Origin of the sequence: Xanthomonas sp. WHRI 8393 (assembly GCF_040203315.1) — a bacterium.
Taxonomy (GTDB): Bacteria; Pseudomonadota; Gammaproteobacteria; order Xanthomonadales; family Xanthomonadaceae; genus Xanthomonas; species Xanthomonas arboricola.
In genome coordinates this window covers 723,074-745,295 of sequence record NZ_JBEGGL010000001.1, presented here as the reverse complement: position 1 = coordinate 745,295, position 22,222 = coordinate 723,074, and the positions used below count along the sequence as shown (strand labels likewise).

Genomic DNA, 22,222 nt, shown 5'->3' with positions numbered 1-22,222 from the left:
GCCCGGGGCGGGTTGCACAAGGCGCGGTCGTCAGGTGGTGCGGGTGGCGCGCCCCGAAGCCGGAGTGTACGTGGCTCCTGCCTGCCGGAGCGCCGGCTGCGCCCGCCCGACGGTGCGCGCAGCCGCGGTGCCAGCCGCTGTTACTCGATGCGTGCGGCTTCGTCGAAGCTCAGCCGCGGTAGCCGCGGGAACAGCCCGGCCGGATCGCCATAGCCCAGATTGACCAGGAAGTTGGACTTGATCGGCGTGCCGGCAAAGAACGCCGCGTCCACCTTGTCATTGTCGAAGCCGGACATCGGGCCGGCATCCAGACCCAGCGCACGCGCGGCCAGGATCAGGTAGGCGCCCTGCAGCGAGCTGTTACGGAACGCGCCGGATACGCGCATCTCGCGCGAGTCTTCGAACCAGCTCTTGGCGTCGGCATGCGGGAACAGGTACGGCAACTTTTCGTGGAACTCTTCATCGGAGCCGATGATCACCGTGACCGGCGCGGCCAGCGTCTTGGTGGCATTGGCCTCGGACAGTGCCGGCTTGAGCTTCTGCTTGCCCTCCGGCGTGGTCACGAACACGAAACGCGCCGGCGACCCGTTGGCGGCGGTCGGGCCCCACTTCAGCAGATCGTAGAGCTCGCGCAGCTGCGCCTCGCTCACCGGCTTGTCGAGAAAGGCGTTTTGCGTGCGGGCGGTGCGAAACAGCTGATCCAGCGCGGCAGCGTCGAGCAAGTCGGACATGGAGACTCCGGGAAGCAAGGGAATGGGCGACAGTAGGGTGCAGCACCGGCGCCAGCGTGAAGACCCGCAGTGTAGAGTGACGCGATTGCGGCAGCACACGCTCAATCTGAAACAAATCTATGTCGGATCTGAAACGATGGCGCTGACCTGGGCGGTCAGCGACGGCCGCGCCGGCAATGCACGCCAGGCCGAGGCCTTGGCGCAGGCGCTGCACTCCACGCCGGTCACGGCGTTGCATCTGCAGGCCCGCGCGCCGTGGCGTTGGGCCGCACCGCGCCTGTTGCCGGGCGCGCAGGCGGCGTTTGGATCCGGCTTTGCCCGGCAATTGCAGCAGCCGCCGGCGCTGGCGATCGGCTGCGGGCGCCAGGCCGCGCTGGCCACCCGGCTGCTGCGCACGCGCGGCAGCCGGGTGGTGCAACTGCTGGATCCGCGCCTGGACCCGCGCCACTGGGATCTGCTGGTCGTGCCCGAGCACGATGCGCTGCGTGGCGCCAACGTGCTCACCCTGCTCGGCAGCCTGCACCCGGTGGACGATGCCTGGCTGGCCGCCGGGCGCGCCGCCTTCGCCGCGCTCGGCGCGCTGCCCGGCCCACGCCTGGCGCTGTTGATCGGCGGCCCCACCGCGCAACTGCCCTGGACCACCGAAGCGCTTGCGGCACTGTGCACGCACCTGCGCGCGCAGGTGCTCGCCGCTGGCGGCAGCCTGCTGGTCACCACCTCACGGCGTACACCGCACGAGGCGATCGCAACGCTGCGCAAGCTGCATGCAGGCCTGCCAGGCCTGCTGTGGTGCGACGAGCGCGACGGGCCCAACCCGTACGCCGGCCTGCTGGGCTGGGCCGATGCAATCGTGGCCAGTGCCGACTCGGTCAACCTGCTCTCCGAAGCCTGCGCCACGCGGGTACCGGTGGCAGCGGCGTTTGCCGGACAGGCACAGGGCCGGGTGGCGACATATGTGCGGGCACTGCAGGCGCGTGACCGTCTGTGCGATGCCGGCGATGTTTTCGCAACGCCGCCGCAGCTGCATCCATTGCGCGAAACCCAGCGCATCGCCGCACTGGTGCGTGCGCGCCTGCACGTATGATGGTGACGCCGCCGATGCCACGGGGCAGACACAAGGACGCTGCACTCCCCATGCAACTTGCACACAAACGGCGCGGTTGGTTTGCAACGGCGCTGTTGCTCGTCTCCCTGACCTGCGCACTCCCCGCCTTCGCCGCGCCGGTGTGCACCCCGCATTATCCAACGCCCGCCACGCTGGCGGCGATGTTCGACATGGCCAGGTCCACCCAGCAGGCGCTGGACGCAGTGGACGGTGCGCAGGTCGTGCTGCTGGCACGCGGCGGTCAGGATCTGAGCCGCTATGGCTTGAAACACAGCCATCTGGCCTTCGCGCTGCGCGAGGACGACGGCACCTGGCGGGTGAAACACCTGCTCAATCACTGCAAGTCGGACAACTCCGCGCTATATCACGAAGGTCTGAGCAACTTCATCGGCGAAACTGCCCTCACTGCCGATCTGCGCGTCGGCGTGCCGGCACCGGCGCTGCAGCAGCAGCTGCGCACGCTGCTGCAGGATCCGGCCACGCTGGCACATGCGCTGCACGAGGCGCGCTACAGCATGATCGCCTACCCGTTCTCCACCGATTATCAGAATTCCAACCAGTGGGTGCTCGAAGTGCTGGCGGCGGCATTGGTGGCGACCCACACAGCAGATGCGACGGCTGCACCGGTGAGCGATCGACGCAGCGCGCAAGCCTGGCTCAAACGCAACGACTACCAACCTACCCGCCTGCATCTGGATCTGAGCAAGCGCATCGGCGCCCGTTTCTTCGTCGCCAATGCCGCAGTGATCGACCATCCCGCCGGCGAGCGCATCTCCGGCAACTATTCGGTGATCACGGTCGAGTCGGTGTTCGATTTCCTGCAGCAGCAACACATGCTGCAGCAGGACCAGTCCATTCCACACAGCGTTGCCACGCACGGAGCATCTCCATGAACATCCCTCTTCGATCTGCCGGCCTCGGGCTGCTGCTGGCCATCTCGTTCGGCCAGCCGATGCAGGCCCATGCGGGCCTGACCACGATCACCCGTGGCGATGCCTCGGCGATGTCGGCGATCCTGGTGATCTCCGCGCCGTACTTCGTGTCGTTGGCGCTGGGCCATAGTGCGATCGCAGGCTCGGAAGCCTTGAGCGACGCATCGCACAAGGCCTCGGCCGGGCCGTTGCCGCCGATGCGGGTGAAGTCGGTGGAAAAAAAGACGGACGGCGGCTGCCAGGTGCAGTTGCAGGATCCGGCAAACACCGAGAACACCGCGTTGCTGCGCTGGCCGGCTCGCCAGGACGACCCGACTGCGGGCTTTCGCGTTGGCGAGACGGTGACCTTCCAGCCGAGCCCGGCTGGTGCGGGCTGGACGGTGCAATCGCCACAAGGCCAGGCGCTGGCATTCGTGCCGACCGCGGAATCCGCCGCGCAGAACAGCAGCACCACCTGGTGATGCAGGGAAGCCGCTTGCAGACGCTGTCGGCCAGGATGGGACATTACTGACGCACCGTTTGCGGATACGGCGCTACGTGCCGTGCGTGCGATACGTGCGGTGCGCGCAGAGGCATCTTCCGCCCTCTGCCGAACTGCTTGCGCGATGGTTTGTTGATCACCGACGCGTACGGCCACGTGCCGTTGCAGAGCCTTGGCGCACCGATGCCTGGCACGCATGTACGCACGCAGGTAATTGCCAGCGTGCTGATCGCGCCGTAATCGGTAACGCTATAGGCGCAAATTGACCTGGTGAGCGCCGGCATGCGCTCAAACGGCAGCACAGCGCAACGCCGGAGTGCTCACGCATCACGCGGTTGCGCGAGCACGAGCGATCCGCAGCGCGTCACTCACCAATGCTGGCGGCCATGCGTTGACCAGCACGCAGGTTGCACCAGCAGCACGCGGCCGTGTCGTGCATGCGCATTGGCGCACTGGCCCGCATGCGCCAACGCGCGGATAATCCGCATTGCCCTGTCACTGCAGCACCGTCATGTCCAGCACCGCGCCGACGCCGTTCGCCCCACTCACCGCGCGCGCATTGGCGTGGGCAGTGCTGGCCATGGGCGCGGTGGTGCTGTTGTCCAACATCCTGGTGCAGTACCCGATCAACGATTGGCTGACCTGGGGCGCGTTCTCGTATCCGCTGGCGTTTCTGGTGAGCAACCTGATCAATCGCCGCTTTGGTCCGCGCGCGGCACGCAAGGTCGCCTGGTGCGGCTTTGCGCTGGCGGTGGTGTTGTCGCTCTGGCTGGCCACCCCGCGCATCGCGGCGGCCTCGTGCACCGCCTTCATCGCTGCGCAGTTGCTGGATATCAGCGTGTTCGACCGGCTGCGCAGTGGCAATTGGTGGCGTGCACCGATCGTGGCCACCACCTGCAGCGCCACGCTGGATACGACGATCTTCTGGAGCATCGCCTTTGCCGGCGCTGGCCTGCCATGGATCAGCTGGGCGGCCGGCGACCTGGCGGTGAAGCTGGGCATGGGCGTGTTCCTGCTCGGCCCGTTCCGCGCCCTGCTGTGGCGCAGTGCGCCGCGACCGCAGGGCTGACCGGCTCGCCTGCGTACCGGCAATCAGGCCGACGCCAGGCGCGGTGCAGGGACGCCATTCCAACGCACCCGCGCTTCTGCCAACCCGGCCTGTGCGCTGCACGCGTCTCACCTTGCAACGCCAGCTACCGGTCACTCAAGGCGGTGGCGTTGCCACGTCCTTGCCGAGCGGAAACTCTAGCCCTTGTGCGTGCGCGGTAGTGAAAATGCTGTGCCGTGCCTGCTCGATGGCAGGCGTAGGCGGGATCAGCCGCGGCCGGCGATCCAGGGTGCAGCTCAGGCCCGCTTCCACCAAGGTGGCATGCGCCTGGTGCAGCGGTGCGGCACGCTCGGCCGGCAGCCATTGCACCTGCACCAATGCATCGATCAAGGCGGGCGTGGCGCAGGCCAGCAGCAGCGCCGGATGCTGTGCGGCCTGGCCGAGCACGCCGGCCTGCAGGACGAATTCCAGATCGACCAGGCCGCCGGCGCCCTGCTTGAGATCCAGCCGCCCCGCATCGCTGCGATCCAGTTCGCTGCGCATGCGCGCGCGCATCTTGCGCACGTCCTCGTGCAGCACGGCGGTATCGCGCACACGTGTCAGCGTGTCGGCACGCACCTGCGCAAAGGCCGCGCACAGCGCCGCATCGCCAGCCACCGCACGCGCACGCACCAGCGCCTGATGCTCCCAGGTCCAGGCGCGCTCGCGCTGGTAGTCGCGGTAACTGGCCAGCGATGACACCAACGCGCCCTTGCCGCCATCCGGGCGCAGCCGCACGTCGATCTCGTAGAGACGGCCGGCGCCGGTTTCGGCGGCCAGCAGTGTCATCACCTTCTGCGCCAGCCGCGCAAACCAGCGCCCGGCTTCCAACGCTCGCTTGCCATCGGAGGCTTCCACCTCGCGTGGATGGTCGTAGAGAAACACCAGATCCAGATCCGAGCCGAAGCCCAGCTCCAGGCCGCCCAGGCTGCCGTAGCCGATGATGGCGAATGCCCCGCCCGGCACCTGCCCGTGCGCGGCGATCAGTTCGCGGCGCGCCAGCTGCAGCACCGTCTGCACCACCGCTTCGGCCAGCCAGGCCAGTTGCTGGGTGCTGTCCACCGCCTGCTGGCGGCCATCGAGCGTGGCCAGCGCAATGCGGAAGCTCAAGGCGAGCCGGTGCTCGTTGAGTTCGCGCAGCGCCGCTTCGGTGTCCTCGATCTGCAAGGTGTCCAGGCACGCAGCGTGCAACGCATCGCGGTCGGGCAACGGACCGCTGATGCGGGTGTCGAGCAATTCGTCCAGCAACAGCGGATGCGCAGCCAGGCGCTCGGCCAGCAAAGCGCTGCGCGAGAGCACATCGACCAGGCGTGCGAGCGCGCTGGGTTGTTCGTCCAGCAAGGCCAGGTAACTGGTGCGGCGCAAGGTGGATTGCAGCAGGCCGAGCATGCGGCGCACGGCGGCATCCGGCTGGCTGGCGCGGGTGGCCGCATGCAGCAGCGCCGGCATGACGCGGTCCAGCCGCGCACTTGCGGTATCGGAGAGCGCACGCACGCCGGAAGACTGCGCAAAATCGGCCAGCACCTGATGCGCGCCGGCTGGATCGTGCAATCCGATGCCGGCCAGCGGCGCGGCATCGCCTTCCGGCAGTGCGCGCCAGTAGTCGGCAAGCGCGTCGGGCGCGGTGGCGCGCACGCGCGGTGCCAGCAGCTCGGCGAATTCGGCGGCAACGCGCGCACGTTGCGGAGTGAGTGCCTGCAGCAGTGCCGGCCAATCCGCATAACCCAGGCCCAGCGCGATGCGTTCGCGATCCAGCGGGGCCTGCGGCAAGGCATGGGTCTGTGCGTCGCGCAACATCTGCAGACGATTTTCGAGCCGGCGCAAGAAGCGATACGCCTCGGTCAATGCATGCCCGTTGTCCGCATCGATCTGGCCTGCCTCCACCAGCGCCTGCAGGGCAGGCAGCAGGCGACGCTCGCGCAGGCTCGGCTCGCGCCCACCGCGAATCAGCTGCAGCGATTGCGCCAGGAACTCGATCTCGCGGATGCCGCCAGGCCCGCGCTTGATGTCGTCCAGACGATCGTGGCGGGCGACTTCGGCAGTGATCGCCGCCTTCATCTCGCGCAGGCCGTCCAGTGCGGTGAAGTCCAGATAGCGCCGGTAGACGAAGGGGCGCAGTGTCTCCAGCCAGGCTTCGCCGGCGTCGATATCGCCGGCCACCGCGCGCGCCTTGAGCCAGGCATAGCGCTCCCAGTCGCGTCCTTCGCGCTGGAAGTACTGGTCCATGCCGGTGAACGACAGGGCCACGCGCCCGGCCGTGCCGAACGGGCGCAGACGCAGATCCACGCGATGGCTGAATCCATCGGCCGTGGTCTCGTCGAGCAGCTTGGCCAGCTGCTGGCCAAGCCGCGCAAAATATTCCTCCGCTGCCAACGGGCGGGCACCATCGGACTGGCCGCCCTGCGGATACGCATAGACCAGATCCACATCCGAGGAAAAATTCAGCTCGCCACCACCGAGCTTGCCCAGCCCGAACACCACCAGCCGCTGCACGCTGCCGTCTTCGGCAATCACCTGGCCATGGCGGTCGCGGAATTGCTGCTCCAACGCCTGCAGCCCACATTGCAGGCAGGTTTCGGCCAGGCGGGTGGCACCGGCCAGGGTGGCATCGACGCTGTCCAGATCGAGCACGTCGCGCCAGACCAGGCGTGTGGATTCGGCACTGCGGTAGCGCCGCAACTGCGCCGGCCAGGCCTGGGGCTGTGCGGGGTCGAGCACCGGTAGTGGCAACGGCGGTGGATCCGGCTGCGCCAGGTGCTGCAGCAATGCCGGCTGACGCGCCAAGGTATCGAGCGCAAACTCGCTGGCGAGCGCAACCTGTTCGAGCTGCCGAGCGAAGTCATCGCCCGGCCAGGGCTGGTCGGCCGGCACGGCATGACGGACACGCGCCACAGCCCGCTCGATCAGGGCGGTGAGCGCAGGAGACACGGATGAGATAGGCAGCGACATGCGCCGATTCTGGCATCCCTGCGCGATGGCGGCACGTGTCTACGGTTGATCCAGCGGTGTCTAGAGGCAGCAATGCAACTACCGGGTTTACCACCGCGCTGCGTGTAGCCCCATCGGCACGCGGCCATGTTGGCGGGCGTGATGTCCTCACTGGTTGCGGGCTCCTTGGCGGCTTGTTCGACGTCTCTATTTTTTTAGCGTTGTGTCCCGAAGGTGCCTCAGCAGTGTGGATAGATCAGTTGCGGAGCGGTTGGTCTGTGGACTTGCTGCAGGGCCATTGCCTGCCTACCCTCGCGGGACACGCCGCAAGTACGCCCATGTAGGCTCTTACTCGGCATCCATGCCGCGTAAGGTCCCGCGACGGTGGGTGGGCAAGGACCAGTCGAGATGGTCGGTGTGCATGGTTGCAAACGGTGCATGCGGTGCACGACGTGCGCTGGTTGGATCACTCGGCGTTCGCCCAACTTTTATCATTTTTCCATCGCAAGCCGAGCGGCAGACAAACCTCCAACACGCACCCTGTAAACGTCTCGTCTGCGACGCAGGCCGAGTCACACGCTTTCAGGAAAGCAGCCGACCAACTGTCTGGTGCGGTGGCCTCGCCGGTTGCGGGACCGTGTGGCGGCATGGATGCCGCCACCGAGCCCCCAGGGATGGGTTCACGGCGTGTCCCGCGAGCGGTGAGGACGCCGCGCACTCGACTCACCGAGCTTTTTGATTCAAGCATCCGATCGCGGCTGAACAAGCCCACCGTTCTCGGTCTCGACTGCCTTGTGCCTTGTGTACTGGGGCTTGGAAAGTGCAGATGGATCAGTTGTAGAGCGGCGGCTCTGCAGACTGGCTGCCGGGCCCTTGCCCGCCCACCATCGCAGGACACGCCGCAAGTACGTCCTTGTAGGCTCTTACGCGGCATCCATGCCGCGTAAGGTCCCGCGACGGTAGGCGAGCAAGGACCAGTCGAGATGGTCGGTGTGTGTGACCTTCAAACAACAGCAAACCACAGCACATTCCAACCAAGCACCCCGCATGCGACGCAGCCCAGCAGCACTGCCAGCCACGCACTCCAGCGCGGCGCGTACGCCAGGCCCAGCGCCACCCACAGCGCGGCCACGCTGGCAAACCCCAGCCACAACAAGGTGCCCACCGCTCCGCCCCAAGCGAGCACGCACAGCACCAGCGCGGCGATCAACAGACAGACAGCCATCGCACGCAGCAACCATCGCTGCATGACCGGCGCAGTGCGGCGGCCGGTGAGCTGCTCGTAATGGCGATGCATCGCCACGGCCAGGGCCATCAGTGCGGCATGGCAGAGCGCGGTGCCCAGCAGCGCGGTGATCAGCCCATCCATGGCGGATGTCCCAGCAACCAGCTCGCACCGCCCAGCACGGCGATGCCCACGCCCAGCCAGCCCCACATGCGCAATGCACTGCGCGCACGAAACATCCACAGCACGACGACGGTGTAGATGGCGAAACTCAGCAATGTCATGCTCAGCACCGAGACCGCAGGTGACACGCCGGCAAACCGCGACAGCAGCTGCGCCAGCACGCTGCAACCGGTGGACGTCAGCGCATAGCCGCCGACGCTGGCAGCGAGCACGCGACCGGCAACCGACCAGCGGTAGCGCGTCACCGACGCGGTGCTCGAAGCAGGCTTCACAACACGTCCATCCCGGCAGTGGCGCCGCGCCTGGCGCGTGTCGGCACCGGTCGCACTGCGCTGCGATGAGCCCGATATGCCGCGTAAGCAAATGCAATGCCGAAGACGAGCGAGACCAGCTCGACCCCGGCGCGCTGCAGGTCGCCGGCAGCCAGGTACACGCCCAGATGTTGCCCGGTGGTGACCGCATTGAGCAGCGGCAAGCCGACACATAGCAGCGCCGTCATCGCCAGTTGCTCCACCCATGCGCGCGCGGGCGGGCGCAGCAGCGCATGCAGCAGCGTGACCGCCCAGACCCACAGGAATGCGTGGATCTCGATCTGGCTGCGGCCGGCCTGCGCGATCGGCACCAGGCGGTTGGCGTAGAAATACGCAATGCTCGCCAAGGCGGTTCCCGCAAGCGCGGCGGCATTGAGCGCTTCCACTACCCGATAGATGCCGGCGGTGGCCGCGCCGAACTCCTGCTCGCTACGCCGACGCCGCTTGATCGAAAACAGCAAGGTACCGGTGGCCATCATCAAGGTGCCGGCCAGGCCGCAGATGAAATACAGCCATTTACTGGTCCAGCCGCCGAACCCGGCCACGTGCAGGGTCTTGATGACCTCTTCCACATCCTGCGCGTGCAGGTCAGTGCGTGCGGCATCCGCGTGCCGCTCCAGCAGCGCGCCACTGTTCGCGTCGAATACCACGCTGTTGGCTGGGTTGAGCAGGCGCCGCGAGCTGCCGGTCGCGGCCACGCGCGCGATCACGCGCAGCTTGCTGCCGGGTTGATCGGGCCGCTCGATCACCAGCGTTTGCGCAGGCGCAGCGTTGAGCGAGTCTGCTCGCTGCACCAGCTCCGGCAGATAGGCAGGCACGTTGTTGACTGCTGCTTCGTCTGTGCTGGCCGCAGGCACTGCCGGCGACAGAGCATCGGCGTAACGCGTGTAGGCGTCCTCGTCGCTGCCATACAGTGCGTGCAATGGCGCGGGCATGTAGCTGGTGTAGAAATACGCCAGGCCGGTGTAGACGATCATCAGCAGGAAGGGCAGCGTCAGCACCGCCGTGGCGTTGTGCGCGTCCAGCCACGAGCGCTGTCCCTTGCCCGGGCGGAAGGTGAAGAAATCCAGAAAGATCCGCTTGTGCACGATCACCCCGGATACCAGCGCGATCAGCCCGCACAGCGACACCCAGCCCACCAGCCAATAGCCGGGAATGCCGCCATGCAAGGTGTAGTGGAAGCTCATGAAATGCCGGCCGCCTTCGGTCTGCCGGCCCCACGGAGACGGCAGCAGCTCGCCGCTCCCGGGGTCCAGCGCTGCCTGATCCTGGCCCTCTGGTGTCCGCCAGGACAGCGTGAGCGCCTCACCCAGCTGCGCGGGCAAGGTGATCCGCCACAGGCGTGCCTGTGGCGCAAGCTGATGCAACTGCGCCAGTGCACGCGGCACCAGCGCTGCTTCCGACAGGACCGTCTGCGTGCTCGCACTCGGCAAGGCCGGTGTGCCCTGCATCCAGCTGGTGATCGGATCGCGGAATACGCTGAGCGTGCCAGTCAGGAAGATTGCGCACAGCAACCAGCCACAGCTCAGGCCGCACCAGGTGTGCAGCCAGGCCATGCTTTGGCGAAAACCTTCTTTCATCCGGCACGCGCCATGCGCCACCGCAGCGCTTGTGCCCGCATCACAGCGCGCCGCGCAGGGTCACCATCACATTGCGCGGCTCGCCGTAATAGCGCCCGTTAACGAAGCTCGACAAGGTGTTGTAGTAGTGCTTGTCGAACACGTTGTTGAGATTGACCGCCACCGACCATTGCCGGTTGACCTGGTACCGCGCCAATGCATTCCAGACCGCACGCCCCTGGATCGGCGCGGTGGCGGTGCCGATCTGCCGATACGCCGCGCTCTGCGCGCTGACACCGCCACCAACGGTGACGTCCTGCAGCACGCCCGGCAGACGGTAGGTGGTCCATACCCGCAGCAAATGCTTGGGCGTGTAGCTGTTGAAGGTCTGGCCCTGGCTGCTGACATCCTGCAGGTAGGTGGTGCGGTTGAAGGTGTAACCGGCAAACACGTTCCAGTCGCGCAGTACCTCGCCGCTGACTTCGGCATCGAATCCGCGGCTGCGCACCTTGCCGCTGTCGATGTAGCAGAAATCGTTGTTGCGGCAGGTGGGGCTGGTGGTCAGGTCGGCCTGGGCACGGTTTTTCTGCTCGATCTGGAACAGCGCAAACGCGCTATTGATGCGCCCGTCCAGCCACTCCCCCTTGATGCCCAGCTCGTAGTTGGCACCGGTCATCGGCTTGAGCATCTCGCCGGCTTCGGTCTGCGCGTTCTGCGGCTGGAAGATGTCCGCATAACTGGCGTAGGCCGACCAGGTCGGGCTCAATGCGTACAACAGGCCGGCATACGGTGTGACCTGCCCGGTCTCGCGGGTGTGCTCGATCGATTGCGACGGCGACAGCCCGGTGGTGGTGGTGTTCCACAGGGTGTCGTGCCAGCTCACGCGGGTGCCGACGATGGCCCTCAACGGATCCGTCAGCTGCCAGCGCAGTGCGCCGTACAGGCCGAATTCGCGCGAGGTGCCATGCCGGGCCTCGCGTGCATTGGCGAAGATTTCCGCATCGCTGATCGCCCGCACATTGCGCTGCAGATTGAACACATTGAAGGTCTGGAAGTTGTTCTTGTTGCCGTAGACCGTATCCACGTTGGTCTCGGCGAAGTTGCTGCCGATCACCAACTCGTGCCTGCGCCCCAGTGCATTGAACTGCCCGATCACATTGGCATCGAAGCCAAAGGCGTCCGCATCGGAAATGGTGCGCGCGGCCAGCAGCGCGCCGGTGCCGTTGGCCGGATTGATCGCGCGGCTGGAGCTGGCATATTTCAGATCGTGCAGCTCGCGCACCTGCACCGCGCTGAGCTTGAACACCCAGTCGGCATTGAAGCGATGGTCCAGGTCCAGATACAGCCCGCGATTGGACGAGGACTGCCGGTTCCATGCCGCACCCAGATTGGTCTGGCGTGGCAGGCCGATATCGCGGCCATCGCTGAAACTGGGCAGACCGCCGAAGAACGGCCGGCCTTCCACCTGTTCGTAGCTCACGCCCAGGCTGAGCTGGGTCTGCGGCGAGAACGTGTAGTCGAGCGTGCCGTAATAGGTGGGCGTGCGGCGCGTGACCCCATCGACGAACGAGCGCTGCTCCTGGTAATCGATCACCCCGCGCGCGCGCAATGCGCCATCGGCGCTGAGGTTGGCGCTGCCATCGATCAGTGCGCCGTAGCGATCCCAGCTGCCGCCCTGGACCATCACGCTGACGCCCGGCACATCCAGCGGGCGCTTGCGCACCAGGTTCACCGCGCCACCGGGATTGCCCGCCCCCTGCAGCAGGCCGGCCGCACCGCGGAGCACTTCGGCGCGATCGTAGATGCCCATATTGGCGCTGTAGTTGCTCGCACGGCCATACATGCCGCGATTGAGCGGCACGCCGTCGTACTGCACCGTGGTGATGTCGAACCCGCGCGAATAGATGTACTTGCCGCCCTGCGGGCTCTGCACGATGGTGATTCCGGTGGTGCTGGCCAGCGCGTCGTAGACCGAGGTGATGTTCTGCTCGTCCATCAACTGACGGGTGACCACGCTGATCGACTGCGGGATGTCCTTGAGCGCCTGCTCGCCGCGGCCGATGCTGACCGCGCGCGCGGTGTAGCTGCCGGTGCCGCTAGTGGTCGCACTGCGGTTGGCCTGCGCGGTGACCTTGACGGTGGGCAGCAGCCACGCGTCCACTTCGCTATTGCTCGTACTCAGCTGCGGCGCGGCGCGCAGCACGTAGCCGCCGGTCTGCAACGGCACGGCCTGCAAGCCGCTGCCCGCCAGCAGCGCAGCCAGGGCCGCCGGTGCGGTGTAGCTGCCATCCAGCCCGGCGGTGGTCTTGCCGTCGGTCTGCGCGGCGGTGAAGCTCAGCAACAGGTTGGCCGAACCGGCCAGTTCACGCAGCGCCGGCGCCAACGGGCCGGCGGGGATGCGATAGGCCTGGCGTGCATCCTGCGTGGCAGGCGTGGTCTGGGCGATGGCGTCGGGCATCCCCGCACACACGCCCAGGCTGCAGAGCGCAACCGCCACGGCCGTGCCCAGCGGCCGCTGCACGGCCTGCACCAGGGCGTTGCGCTGCAACGACGAAGAGGAAAGTTGGCCGCGGCGGCGGGCAGTGATCGACATGCTGTTCCCACAAAGGTTTGGTGTCGCACTGACACCGTCATTGGGGAGGTGCCACAACTGCGGCGATCGGGCAGCCCGGATGCAAACTTTTTTCGGCGACGTGCCGGCTGGCAGCGCCTCAGCCCTGCCCGGCCGCCTGCACCGTCACCCAGTAACGGCTGCGCCGGCTCACCCGCACCGGCAGCACGCTGGGCAGCATTGCCAGGATGCGGTCGGTGTCGTCCAGCGGGAACACGCCGGAGACGCGCAGGCTGCCCACCTGCGGGTCGCAGCGCAGCAGCCCGGCGCGATAACGGTCGAGTTCGGCGATGAAGGCATCCAGGCGCCACTCGTCGGCGATCAGCTGCCCGCGTACCCAGGCCGCGGCCTGTGCATCGACCGGCGCGATGGCGCCGAGCGCCTCGGCGGTAAACCGACACTGCTCCCCTGCATGCACGCGCCCGACGGCCTGCTCGGCCGCATGTGGCCGCACCTCCACCGCGCTTTCCAGCACGCTCAGCCGGGTGTCGTGTTCGTCCTGGCGCACGCAAAAGCGCGTGCCCAATGCATGGATATCGCCCTGCGCGGTGCGCACCAGCAGCGGCCGCGCATCGTGGCCCGCGCCCAGCGCGTGCGCGGTGGTCACCATGATCTCGCCGGCCAGCAACTCCAGCAGCCGCTGCTGCGCGTCGAACCGCACATCGATGGCGCTGCGCGTGTTGAGGGTGATGCGGCTGCCGTCCTGCAACTGCACCTCGCGGCGCTGGCCGGTCGCGGTGGCGTAATCGGCGGTGGCGCGCTGCCAGCGTTCGGTGCGCGAGGCCAGCACGCCGGTGGCCCCGGCCACCCCGCCCCACAGCAGCAGGTTCAGCGCCTTGCGCCGGCCAGCTGATGCCTGGCCGTTGCTGCCCGCATACGGCGACAGGCTACGATAGGCCGCCTGCGGGGTCAGCGTCTTCAGCCGCCCGGTCACCGCCTCGATATGCGCCCACGCCCGCGCGTGGTCCGGATGCGCATCGCGCCACTGTTGCCAGCGCTGCAGCTGCGCCTCGCTCGCAGTGCCGGACATCAGCACCGTCAGCCATTGCGCGGCCTGGTCGGCGACCTCGGCGCTGATCGGTTGCCCGCCGGCCAGCGGCGCGCGCTGGCCGGCAGCGGTGCGCGCACGAGGTGAGGCGGCATCAGCCATCCGTGCAGCTCACGCCGACAGGGCGAACAGGCAATGCCGGTTGGCACGCGTGAGGTATTGCTTGACCGAGCTGCTGGACACGCCCAGCCGCTGCGCGATCTGCGCGTAGCTCAGCTCCTGCAGATGTGCCAGCAAAAAGGCTTCCTTCACCTTGGGCGGCAGGCCATCCAGCGCCTGGTCCACCTGCTGCACCGCTTCCAGCGCCAGCAGTTGCAGCTCCGGCGACGGCGCCAATTCCTCTGGCAGCGCAGCCAGCAGTTCCAGGTAGCTGGTTTCCAGCAACTTGCGCCGCTGCCGGTGCGCCATCAGCCGGCGCGCGATGGTGGCCAGGAACGGGCGCGGCTCGCGGATCTCGTCGGCGGCGCCCGCGCTGATCACGCTGATGAAGGTGTCCTGCGCCAGGTCGGCAGCCACGAACGCATCGCCCAGCTTGCGCCGCAGCCAGCCCTGCAGCCAGCCATGGTGGTCGGTGTACAGGCGCTCCACCTGTTGATGAAGCGCGCCTTGCGTGACCGACACGATGACCTCCTGGACGGCTGGACCCAGGCGGCAAGGCGCCCGGCGATAAATGAGAATTGATCTCATTCTAGCGGAAGCCGGCGACGTATGCAGGCGCGGCCGCTGGCCACCCCATCACGCGGATCGAGAACATGTAGGCGGTTGATGCTCAAAGTGACCCGGCAGTGGCCTGGGCAAGCCTTCAACAACTAGGCGTTTCGCGCGCTGAGCGGAGGCCAAGTGGCTTGACTGGCCAAGCTTCAGGCAATAAAAAAGCCCGCTTGCAGCGAACTGCCAGCGGGCTTTGCTCCCTCCCCCACGTCGGGATGCAGGATCATAGTGCGCGCCCCGAACGCCACTTGCACGCTGCACTGCAAAACAACACCAGGCAGTACAGAACTGGCGCTTTTTCCTTCACACCGCACTGGCGCGCGGCGACCTCAGCGCAGCAGATCGGGCTGGGCCTGATACCACTCCGGTGCACGCAGCAGATGCCATTCCGGGGTCTGGCCGCGCAACCCCACCGCCGCGCTCAACATGCCCCAGCGCGCGAGCAGACTGCCGCTGCGTTGGCTGCCCTGCAAACGCAGGCGCGCATCCACCTGGAAGCGTTGGTTGCGCGCCTGCAAGCGATCGACGATGACGGTGTCGCCCTGCCAATGCACGCGCCCGGTCACCTGCGCCTGGCCTGCATCCACCAGCCGCAGCATCCAGTTCGGAATCGAACGGTCGCGCGCGTACAGCGCCATCAGGAACGCCAGATCGCGCACCTGTATGCGCACGCGACCATCCACGCCGACCGGCTGGTGCCATTGCATGCGGGTGTCCTCCAGCACGATGCGCGCCCACCAGCCATCGCGGCGCTGACCATCCGGCCCGGTGAATCCGATATTGCGCAGCTGGATGGTGCTGGCGTCGAGGCGAAAGTTTTCCGCACGCAGATCGCCGCGTTGCAAGCGCAGATCCGCATCCACATCGCCACGCAGTGCCAGGCCGGCAAACTGCAGCCGCGCCGCACGTGCACCGATACGCAAGCCACCCTTGCCGATACGCCCACCGGGTTCGATCTGCAGATCGCCACTGAGCACACCGTTGCCGCCATCGAAACGCAGTTGCTGCTGCGGCAGATAGCGGTTGTAGGCACGTAGATCCGGCACGCGCGCATTGGCGAACACCAGATGCGCACGCGTGGCGTCGCGCAGCGTGGCCAGGTTGCGTGCATCGGCACGCGTCTGCAGATCCAGACGCAGGTCGCGGCCCTGCACGAACGGGCGCGTGGGCGCATCGCTGTGCGCAATGGAGAACTGCTGCATCTGCAAGGCAAGCGCCGGCAGCAGCTGCCCGTTCGCATCGGCGCTCACCCGCAGGTCGGCGCTGGCCTGCCCATCGATCGCATGCCCCATCACGCCGACATGCGCACGCACGTGCGGCACCTGCAGGCGACTGCCGGCACCGAGCTGGCCGCGATCGATGCGCAGATCCGCATCCACCAGCCCGTCGCCGTCCAGCGTCAGCCAGTCCACGTCCGGGAACAGCGCCGGAATCCAGCTCAGCGAGGACAGCTGCCAGTGCAGGCGCGCATGCCCGGAGGTGCGCGGCAGCAGGCTGCGCATCGATTGCAGCGGCAGCTGCCGGCCCTGCACGCGCAGATCCGCATCCAGGGTCAGCCCGGCATCGGCCGGCTCGGGCATGCTCACCTGCAGGCGCATGTCCTGATCCACCTGCAGTTGCGCTGCAAGCTCGCCCAGCAGGGCGGCCGGCGTGCGCGTGCTGTCGTGCAGGGGTGCGCGCCATTGCAGCTGGCTGCCGGGCTGCAAGGCGCCACGGATCCAGTGCAACTGCCCATCCGCACGCCCCGTGCCGGCGCGTGTGGCGAGCGTGTGGCGCCCCTGCGCATTACGTACGACATCCAGTGCCGCGGTGTCGCCATGCACGCTCACCTGTGCATCGGCAAGCTGCAGCATGGCCAGCCCACGTGCCTGCTCCGGCGCATGCCGCGCGATGCTGGCTTCGATGCGCAGCTGGCCGTCGCGCAGCACTTCGCTGTCACCCCAGCGCATGCGTGCGTTGTCGAAGCGCGTCCGCGAGGGAAACACTTCCATCGGCCCGCCACGCAACTGCTTGAACAGGCCGAGCTGCAGCTGACCATCGCCTTCGATCCGCAGCTGACGCAGCGTCACTGCCTGCACCTGATCGGCGACGATGCGGTCGAACTGCAGGGTCCAGGCCGGAGCGGTCGATGCGGGACCTGCGGGTGCGCCAGCGGTATTGGCGACCCCAGAGGATTTCGGCACCCGAATGGCTAAGTCGGTCGTCCGTGTGGGCGGCGGCGTGCTCGCCGCGACGTCTGGGGTGCGTGTGGGTGGCTTGTCCTGCGCGGTCGTTGGCTGCGGCGTACCGGCTGCGTCAGCCGGCGCTGCGGCAGCGACTTGCGTGTTCGGCGCTGTCGCCGGTGCTGGCGTCGCCACGGTAACGGCTGTGGGTACAGCCGCCTGCATGCCGCCGCGCACCCCGTGCGCATGCAGCTCCGGCACCAGCAACTGCCGATGCAGCAACGGCAACAGCCGCACCTGCCCGCTCATGCGCTGCGCGCTGACGTTCCAGCGGGTGCGTGTGGAGCGGCCTTGCAACTCCACCTTCCACAGCGTCAGCCGGCCCGGCCACCAGGTCACTGCCGGGCCCCAGTGCATGGTGAACCGGTCCGGCTTGCGATTGAGCGCGGCCGGCCCGAGTGGCGTGTTGAGCAACAGGTTGCCGAGCAGCAGATAGCTTGCGTACACCACCAGTAACGCCAGCAACGGCCAACGCACCGGGCGGGGCAAGGTCTGCCAGCGGGCGCGAACAGGCATCGTCATGACGGCAGGCTCCTGAAGACCGCGCACGCGGCGTGGCGCAGTGTGCCAAGGAAACCGTGAGCGCGGTGCGCAGCGGCGATTGCGGCTGGGCACCGGCAGGCTGCCCGGTATGCAGTGGATGTCCTACACGCCAGGCAGTGCGCGCACGCCTCGTCGAAGACGGCAAAGCTGGCCGCATTACGCAAGCCTCAAACCACGAACCGCTTACTTCGCCTTCGACACCGCCGGCAACAGCCCCGGCTGCGCGTCGTACCACTCGCGCGCGCCGGCCAGATGCCACTGGCGTTGCTTGCCATCGAGTTCGATCCCGGCGCCCAGCACGCCCCAGCGCAGATACAGATCGCCGCGCCGCTGCTCGTCGTTCAAGGCCAGCCTTGCACGCAGCGACAGCCGCGCATTCTCCGCATGCAGGTCGTCGATCAGCAACTGCTGCTTGCGCCAACGTACCCTACCGGTGGCGTCGAGCTCGCCCGAATCCAGCAAGCCCAGTACCCAGCGCGGATAGTCGGCACGTTGCGCAAACACCGACAGCAGCGGCGCGACATCGCGCATGCGGATCGCCGCATCGGCATCCACCTGGAACGGTGCGCTGGCCTGGATGGTGCCGGCGCCGACCTGCATCTGCCCCCACCAGTTGGCATCGCTGCTGTCGTCGCCCACACGCATATTGCGCAGGCGCACGCGCGTGCCGCTGAGGTCGAAGAACTTGTTCTTGAAATCGGCACGCTGCAGCTGCGCCTGCAATTCGGCATCGCCACGCATCTGCACGCCGGCCAGCGCCAGGTGCGCGCCCTGCCCGCGCAGGTTGGCGTGGCCGCTGCCCACATCGCCGGCGGCATTGAGCGCCACATCGCCGGTCAGGCTGCCGCTGCCGCCGAGCAGGCGCACGTTCTTGCCGGGCAGGTAACGGTTGTAGACGGTGAGATCGGGAACGCGCGCATCGCTGAAACGCAGCTGCGCCTTGAGCGTGTCGCGCAGGCGCGCCAGTTCGGCATCGCCATGCATGGCCAGTTGCAGATCGCGGCCGTCCAGCAGGACCTGCCTGGGCGCATCGCGCGGTGCGGCCTTGAAGGTGGGGATGCTCACCTCCAGATGCGCCTGCGGCGTGGCGGCATCGTCGATGCGTCCATGCGCCTTGGCGATACCGGCCAGCCGCGTATCGAACACCTGCGCCACCGCCTCCACACGTGGAATCTCCAGGCTGCTGCCGCTGGCGAGCCGCCCTTGCGCCAGGCGCAGATCGGCCTCGACCAGGCCGCCGCCTGCGAGCTGGAACCAGGGCTTGCGCACGAACAGCTCGGCAATCCAGTTCAGCGATTCGAACTGCCAGCGCCCACGCACTTGCCCTGACAGGCGCGGCAGCACCTGCGCAGGATCCTGCAAGGGAATGCTGCGTCCGGCGATGCGCAGATCGGCCTGCAGTTCGCTGCCCGTCTTCTCGTCGCGCGGCAGGCGTGCCTGCACACGGATGTCGCGCGCCACGTCCAGCTGCAGCGCCAGCATGCCGCGGTCGGTCGCGCCGACGCCGGCCATCAACGGCAGACGCCAGACCGCATGGCTGCCCTCCTGCAGGGTGCCGCGATCCAGCGTGATGTCGGCCTCCACCCGCGCCGCGGACGGCCCGCTGCGGATGTCCACATGCGGCGCGCCGGTGTCGATCTTCAACGCCACGGTCGCCGCCTTCAGCTGCAGGCGGGCATGGGTAATGCCGAGCTTGCGCAGGCCCGGCGCCTGGTCGCGGTAATGGCGCGGAAACTGGAATTGCGCATCCAGCTGCGCGCCATTGAACACCTGCACCCCGTCATAGCTGACCACCGCATCGCGAAAGCCCGCTTCGGAGGGAAACAGCTCCGACGGCCCGCCCTTGAGCTGCTTGAGGAAGCCGACGCTGCCGTGGCCCTGCCCGGCGATCAGCAGCTTGCCCAGGCGCGCACTGCGGATGCTGTTGCTGGTGATCGCATCGAAGCGCAGCGTCCAGCCCTGATCTCCGCGCGGCGGTGGCGGAATCGGGGTGTCGGAGGTTTCCACTTCTGCTTCCAGGCCGGTGGCATGCAGCCAGGGCAGGCGCACCTCGCGCCGCAACAGTGCAAGCAAGGCCACACGCGCATTGGCGCGGTCGGCGTGAAACACGTACACGGTGCGGTTGGCCTGCCCACGCATGCGCACGTTCCAGGCCATCACCTGCCCCGGAAACACGGTCAGTGCCGGGCCGGTCTGCATGGTGAATTTATGCGGCTGCCGGTTGGTGACGGCATCGAACAGCGGCGTGTTGAGGAACAGGTTGCCGGCCAGCAGATACAGCGCATACAGCGCCACCAGCACGACCACTGCGATGCGCCCTGGCCGGGGCCAGCGCTGGAAGCGGTCGCGAAGAGAGGACATGGGCGCAGGCAGAAGTCGAGTCTGCCGCCACTATCGCGGTTGCGCTGGCGGCGAGGCGTGAACATGGCCGGTAGCGCATCACCGCATCCGCTGCACGGCAGCTGGGGATGCGTTGACGATGTACTACAGCGCAGCAGTGCACAGGGCTTGCCGGCCTGCGCTCACCAGGCGACCGCAGGCCTGCCAGCGGCGACGCCGACGCCAGGCTGCAGATGCGGCAACGAAAGCGGACGCAGCGTCGATGTGTCGCCCCAACCGACCCGCCACGCAACAGCCCGCTTCGCACGCAGTTGCGGCCATCCGCGCCATTGCATTGCACCATGGTCGCAGCGCGGCCAACGCATGCAGCGGCGATAATGGCAGTCCCCTGTCCCGCTGTGCCACCATGTCCGACGAACGCATCCTGTACGCGCCGCTGCGCGAGCGCCTGGTTTCTGCCGAGGCCGCTGCCGCATTGATCCAGCCCGGCGAGACCGTGGCGATGAGCGGCTTCACCGGCTCCGGTTACCCCAAGGCGGTGCCGATGGCGTTGGCACAGCGCATCGAAGCGGCGCATCTGCAGGGCCAGCCATTCCAGATCAAGCTGATGACCGGCGCATCCACCGCGCCGGAACTGGACGGCGCGCTGGCCAAGGCCGACGGCATCGCCATGCGCATGCCGTTCCAGTCCGACCCGGACGCGCGCCAACGCATCAACGCCGGCACGCTGGACTATATCGACATCCATCTCAGCCACGTCGCCCAGCACGTGTGGTTCGGCTTTTACGGCCAGATCGACACCGCCGTGGTGGAAGTCTCGGCGATCCGCGCCGACGGCAGCCTGGTGCCGTCCACCTCGATCGGCAACAACAAGACCTGGCTGGACCTGGCCAGCAAGGTGATCATCGAGGTCAACGATTGGCAGCCGGCCGGCCTGGATGGCATGCACGACGTGTACTACGGCACCGCGCTGCCGCCGCAGCGCAAGCCGATCCCGTTGGTGCATGGCGACGACCGCATCGGCGAACCCAGCCTGCGCTGCGATCCGGACAAGATCGTGGCAGTGGTGCGCACGCATGGCCCGGACCGCAACAGCCCGTTCGCTGCCGCCGACGACAGCAGCGAACGCATCGCCGAGCACCTGATCGCGTTCCTGCGCCATGAAGTGGACAAGGGCCGGCTGCCGGCCAGTCTGCTGCCGCTGCAGTCGGGCGTGGGCAATATTCCCAATGCGGTGCTGGCGGGGCTTGCACGCAGCGGCTTCCGCGACCTGGAAGCATTCACCGAAGTGATCCAGGACGGCATGCTCGCGCTGCTGCGCGATGGCGTGCTGCGCTACGCCTCGTGCACCGGTTTTGCGCTCAGCCCGGAGGGCAACGAGGAGTTCAAGCGCAATATCGATTTCTACCGGCAACGCATCATCATGCGCACGCAGGAGATTTCCAATCATCCGGAGCTGGTGCGCCGGCTTGGCTGCATCGGCATGAACGGCATGATCGAGGCCGACCTGTACGGCAACGTCAATTCCACCCACGTGATGGGCAGCCGCATCATGAACGGCATCGGCGGCTCCGGCGACTTTGCGCGCAACGGCTTCCTGTCGATCTTCCTGAGCCCCAGCATCGCCAAGGCCGGCAGCATCTCGTCGATCGTGCCGATGGTCAGCCATGTCGACCACACCGAACACGATGTCTCGGTGATCGTCACCGAACAAGGCCTGGCCGATCTGCGCGGCCTCACACCCAAGCAACGCGCACGCCAGTTGCTCGATCACTGCGTACACCCGCGCTACCGCGATGCGCTGGAAGATTATGTGGCGCGCGCCAATCGCGACAGCTATGGCAAGCACACCCCGCATCTGCTGACCGAGGCGTTGTCGTGGCATCAGCGCTGGTTGGAGACGGGGGATATGTTAGGGTGAGCGGGATCGGGATTTGGGAATCGGGAATCGGGAATCGGCGGTTTAGCGCAGCGTGACGGTGTTGCTAGAGAGATCGGAGCACGGTCGTCGTGCCGGTGTTTAACGCTTCGCGAACTTCATTGCTGGCATCGACATGCTGCGACATCGCGATGTCACGGATGTGGCGGATAACGTTCCTGCCCGCTCGCATTCGGCGGCAGGACGGCTCTCTCCCCCTCCTGCCGCTGGGCGCGACGGGTCACCACTGGGTGGTGTCCAATCCGTCGGGCCGGCTCCCTGCGCCG

General features: G+C 67.3%; 14 protein-coding genes and 2 pseudogenes. 5 read left to right on the top strand and 11 right to left on the bottom strand.

Annotated features, from left to right (window positions below):
• Positions 1–140: 140 nt before the first annotated feature.
• Positions 141–731, bottom strand: coding sequence for a malonic semialdehyde reductase (locus tag ABQ137_RS03205; protein ID WP_228911816.1), 591 nt, complete (start codon positions 729–731; stop codon positions 141–143).
• A gap of 136 nt (positions 732–867) precedes the next feature.
• Between ABQ137_RS03205 and ABQ137_RS03200 the strand changes: the two genes are divergently transcribed.
• The 4 genes from ABQ137_RS03200 (at position 868) to ABQ137_RS03185 (ending at position 4,318) form a co-directional block, all read left to right on the top strand.
• Positions 868–1,815 carry a mitochondrial fission ELM1 family protein gene (locus ABQ137_RS03200; RefSeq protein WP_228911817.1) on the top strand — a complete coding sequence of 316 codons (948 nt, stop codon included), beginning with the start codon at positions 868–870 and terminating at the stop codon, positions 1,813–1,815.
• 50 nt (positions 1,816–1,865) lie between these two features.
• Positions 1,866–2,729 (top strand): DUF2145 domain-containing protein, encoded by an 864-nt coding sequence (locus tag ABQ137_RS03195; RefSeq protein ID WP_349781147.1) that lies wholly within the window; start codon positions 1,866–1,868, stop codon positions 2,727–2,729.
• Positions 2,726–3,229, top strand: a complete 504-nt coding sequence (locus ABQ137_RS03190) for a hypothetical protein (RefSeq protein WP_104561429.1) — start codon at positions 2,726–2,728, stop codon at positions 3,227–3,229. Before ABQ137_RS03195 ends, ABQ137_RS03190 begins: the two co-directional genes overlap by 4 nt.
• 531 nt (positions 3,230–3,760) lie before the next feature.
• Positions 3,761–4,318 carry a VUT family protein gene (locus ABQ137_RS03185; RefSeq protein WP_024937878.1) on the top strand — a complete coding sequence of 186 codons (558 nt, stop codon included), beginning with the start codon at positions 3,761–3,763 and terminating at the stop codon, positions 4,316–4,318.
• A gap of 135 nt (positions 4,319–4,453) precedes the next feature.
• Here ABQ137_RS03185 and glnE read toward each other — a convergent pair whose 3' ends face one another.
• The 10 genes and pseudogenes from glnE to ABQ137_RS03140 form a co-directional block, all read right to left on the bottom strand.
• Entirely contained in the window at positions 4,454–7,285 is a 2,832-nt protein-coding gene (gene glnE, locus ABQ137_RS03180) for a bifunctional [glutamate--ammonia ligase]-adenylyl-L-tyrosine phosphorylase/[glutamate--ammonia-ligase] adenylyltransferase (protein ID WP_349781144.1), read from the bottom strand.
• Positions 7,286–8,267: 982 nt separating this feature from the next.
• Positions 8,268–8,633 (bottom strand): DUF3325 domain-containing protein, encoded by a 366-nt coding sequence (locus ABQ137_RS03175; RefSeq protein WP_349781142.1) that lies wholly within the window; start codon positions 8,631–8,633, stop codon positions 8,268–8,270.
• A complete protein-coding gene (locus ABQ137_RS03170) occupies positions 8,621–8,944 on the bottom strand; it encodes a hypothetical protein (protein ID WP_104646867.1) in 324 nt (107 codons plus the stop codon). The genes ABQ137_RS03175 and ABQ137_RS03170 overlap by 13 nt, the downstream gene beginning before the upstream one ends.
• Positions 8,941–10,563 carry a PepSY-associated TM helix domain-containing protein gene (locus tag ABQ137_RS03165; protein ID WP_126965240.1) on the bottom strand — a complete coding sequence of 541 codons (1,623 nt, stop codon included), beginning with the start codon at positions 10,561–10,563 and terminating at the stop codon, positions 8,941–8,943. Before ABQ137_RS03165 ends, ABQ137_RS03170 begins: the two co-directional genes overlap by 4 nt.
• A gap of 40 nt (positions 10,564–10,603) precedes the next feature.
• Entirely contained in the window at positions 10,604–13,135 is a 2,532-nt protein-coding gene (locus ABQ137_RS03160) for a TonB-dependent siderophore receptor (protein ID WP_349781139.1), read from the bottom strand.
• Positions 13,136–13,253: 118 nt separating this feature from the next.
• The gene (locus ABQ137_RS03155) at positions 13,254–14,303 is read right to left on the bottom strand and encodes a FecR domain-containing protein (RefSeq protein WP_349781137.1); all 1,050 of its coding nucleotides are present in this window, start codon (positions 14,301–14,303) and stop codon (positions 13,254–13,256) included.
• 9 nt (positions 14,304–14,312) lie between these two features.
• On the bottom strand, positions 14,313–14,822 hold the full coding sequence (locus ABQ137_RS03150) for a sigma-70 family RNA polymerase sigma factor (RefSeq protein ID WP_016902856.1): 510 nt from the start codon (positions 14,820–14,822) through the stop codon (positions 14,313–14,315).
• 419 nt (positions 14,823–15,241) lie between these two features.
• Positions 15,242–17,032: pseudogene (locus tag ABQ137_RS03145) on the bottom strand (hypothetical protein); the annotation flags it as partial.
• A gap of 212 nt (positions 17,033–17,244) precedes the next feature.
• A pseudogene (locus ABQ137_RS20655) lies at positions 17,245–17,656 on the bottom strand (hypothetical protein); the annotation flags it as partial.
• A gap of 204 nt (positions 17,657–17,860) precedes the next feature.
• Positions 17,861–20,038: a translocation/assembly module TamB domain-containing protein gene (locus tag ABQ137_RS03140; protein ID WP_167708340.1), complete on the bottom strand. Its 2,178-nt coding sequence runs from the start codon at positions 20,036–20,038 to the stop codon at positions 17,861–17,863.
• A gap of 385 nt (positions 20,039–20,423) precedes the next feature.
• On the opposite strand from ABQ137_RS03140, the gene scpC reads away from it, so the two are divergent.
• Positions 20,424–21,938 (top strand): succinyl-CoA:acetate CoA-transferase ScpC, encoded by a 1,515-nt coding sequence (scpC, locus tag ABQ137_RS03135; RefSeq protein WP_104543436.1) that lies wholly within the window; start codon positions 20,424–20,426, stop codon positions 21,936–21,938.
• The last annotated feature ends 284 nt before the right edge of the window (positions 21,939–22,222 follow it).

Bases quoted from the DNA above. Each gene is read 5' to 3' on its own strand.
- scpC (WP_104543436.1), top strand. From the start codon at position 20,424: ATGTCCGACGAACGCATCCTGTACGCGCCGCTGCGCGAGCGCCTGGTT.
- ABQ137_RS03190 (WP_104561429.1), top strand. From the start codon at position 2,726: ATGAACATCCCTCTTCGATCTGCCGGCCTCGGGCTGCTGCTGGCCATC.
- ABQ137_RS03165 (WP_126965240.1), bottom strand. From the start codon at position 10,563: ATGAAAGAAGGTTTTCGCCAAAGCATGGCCTGGCTGCACACCTGGTGC.
- ABQ137_RS03175 (WP_349781142.1), bottom strand. From the start codon at position 8,633: ATGGATGGGCTGATCACCGCGCTGCTGGGCACCGCGCTCTGCCATGCC.
- ABQ137_RS03160 (WP_349781139.1), bottom strand. From the start codon at position 13,135: ATGTCGATCACTGCCCGCCGCCGCGGCCAACTTTCCTCTTCGTCGTTG.
- ABQ137_RS03140 (WP_167708340.1), bottom strand. From the start codon at position 20,038: ATGTCCTCTCTTCGCGACCGCTTCCAGCGCTGGCCCCGGCCAGGGCGC.
- ABQ137_RS03155 (WP_349781137.1), bottom strand. From the start codon at position 14,303: ATGGCTGATGCCGCCTCACCTCGTGCGCGCACCGCTGCCGGCCAGCGC.
- ABQ137_RS03200 (WP_228911817.1), top strand. From the start codon at position 868: ATGGCGCTGACCTGGGCGGTCAGCGACGGCCGCGCCGGCAATGCACGC.
- ABQ137_RS03195 (WP_349781147.1), top strand. From the start codon at position 1,866: ATGCAACTTGCACACAAACGGCGCGGTTGGTTTGCAACGGCGCTGTTG.
- glnE (WP_349781144.1), bottom strand. From the start codon at position 7,285: ATGTCGCTGCCTATCTCATCCGTGTCTCCTGCGCTCACCGCCCTGATC.
- ABQ137_RS03185 (WP_024937878.1), top strand. From the start codon at position 3,761: ATGTCCAGCACCGCGCCGACGCCGTTCGCCCCACTCACCGCGCGCGCA.
- ABQ137_RS03205 (WP_228911816.1), bottom strand. From the start codon at position 731: ATGTCCGACTTGCTCGACGCTGCCGCGCTGGATCAGCTGTTTCGCACC.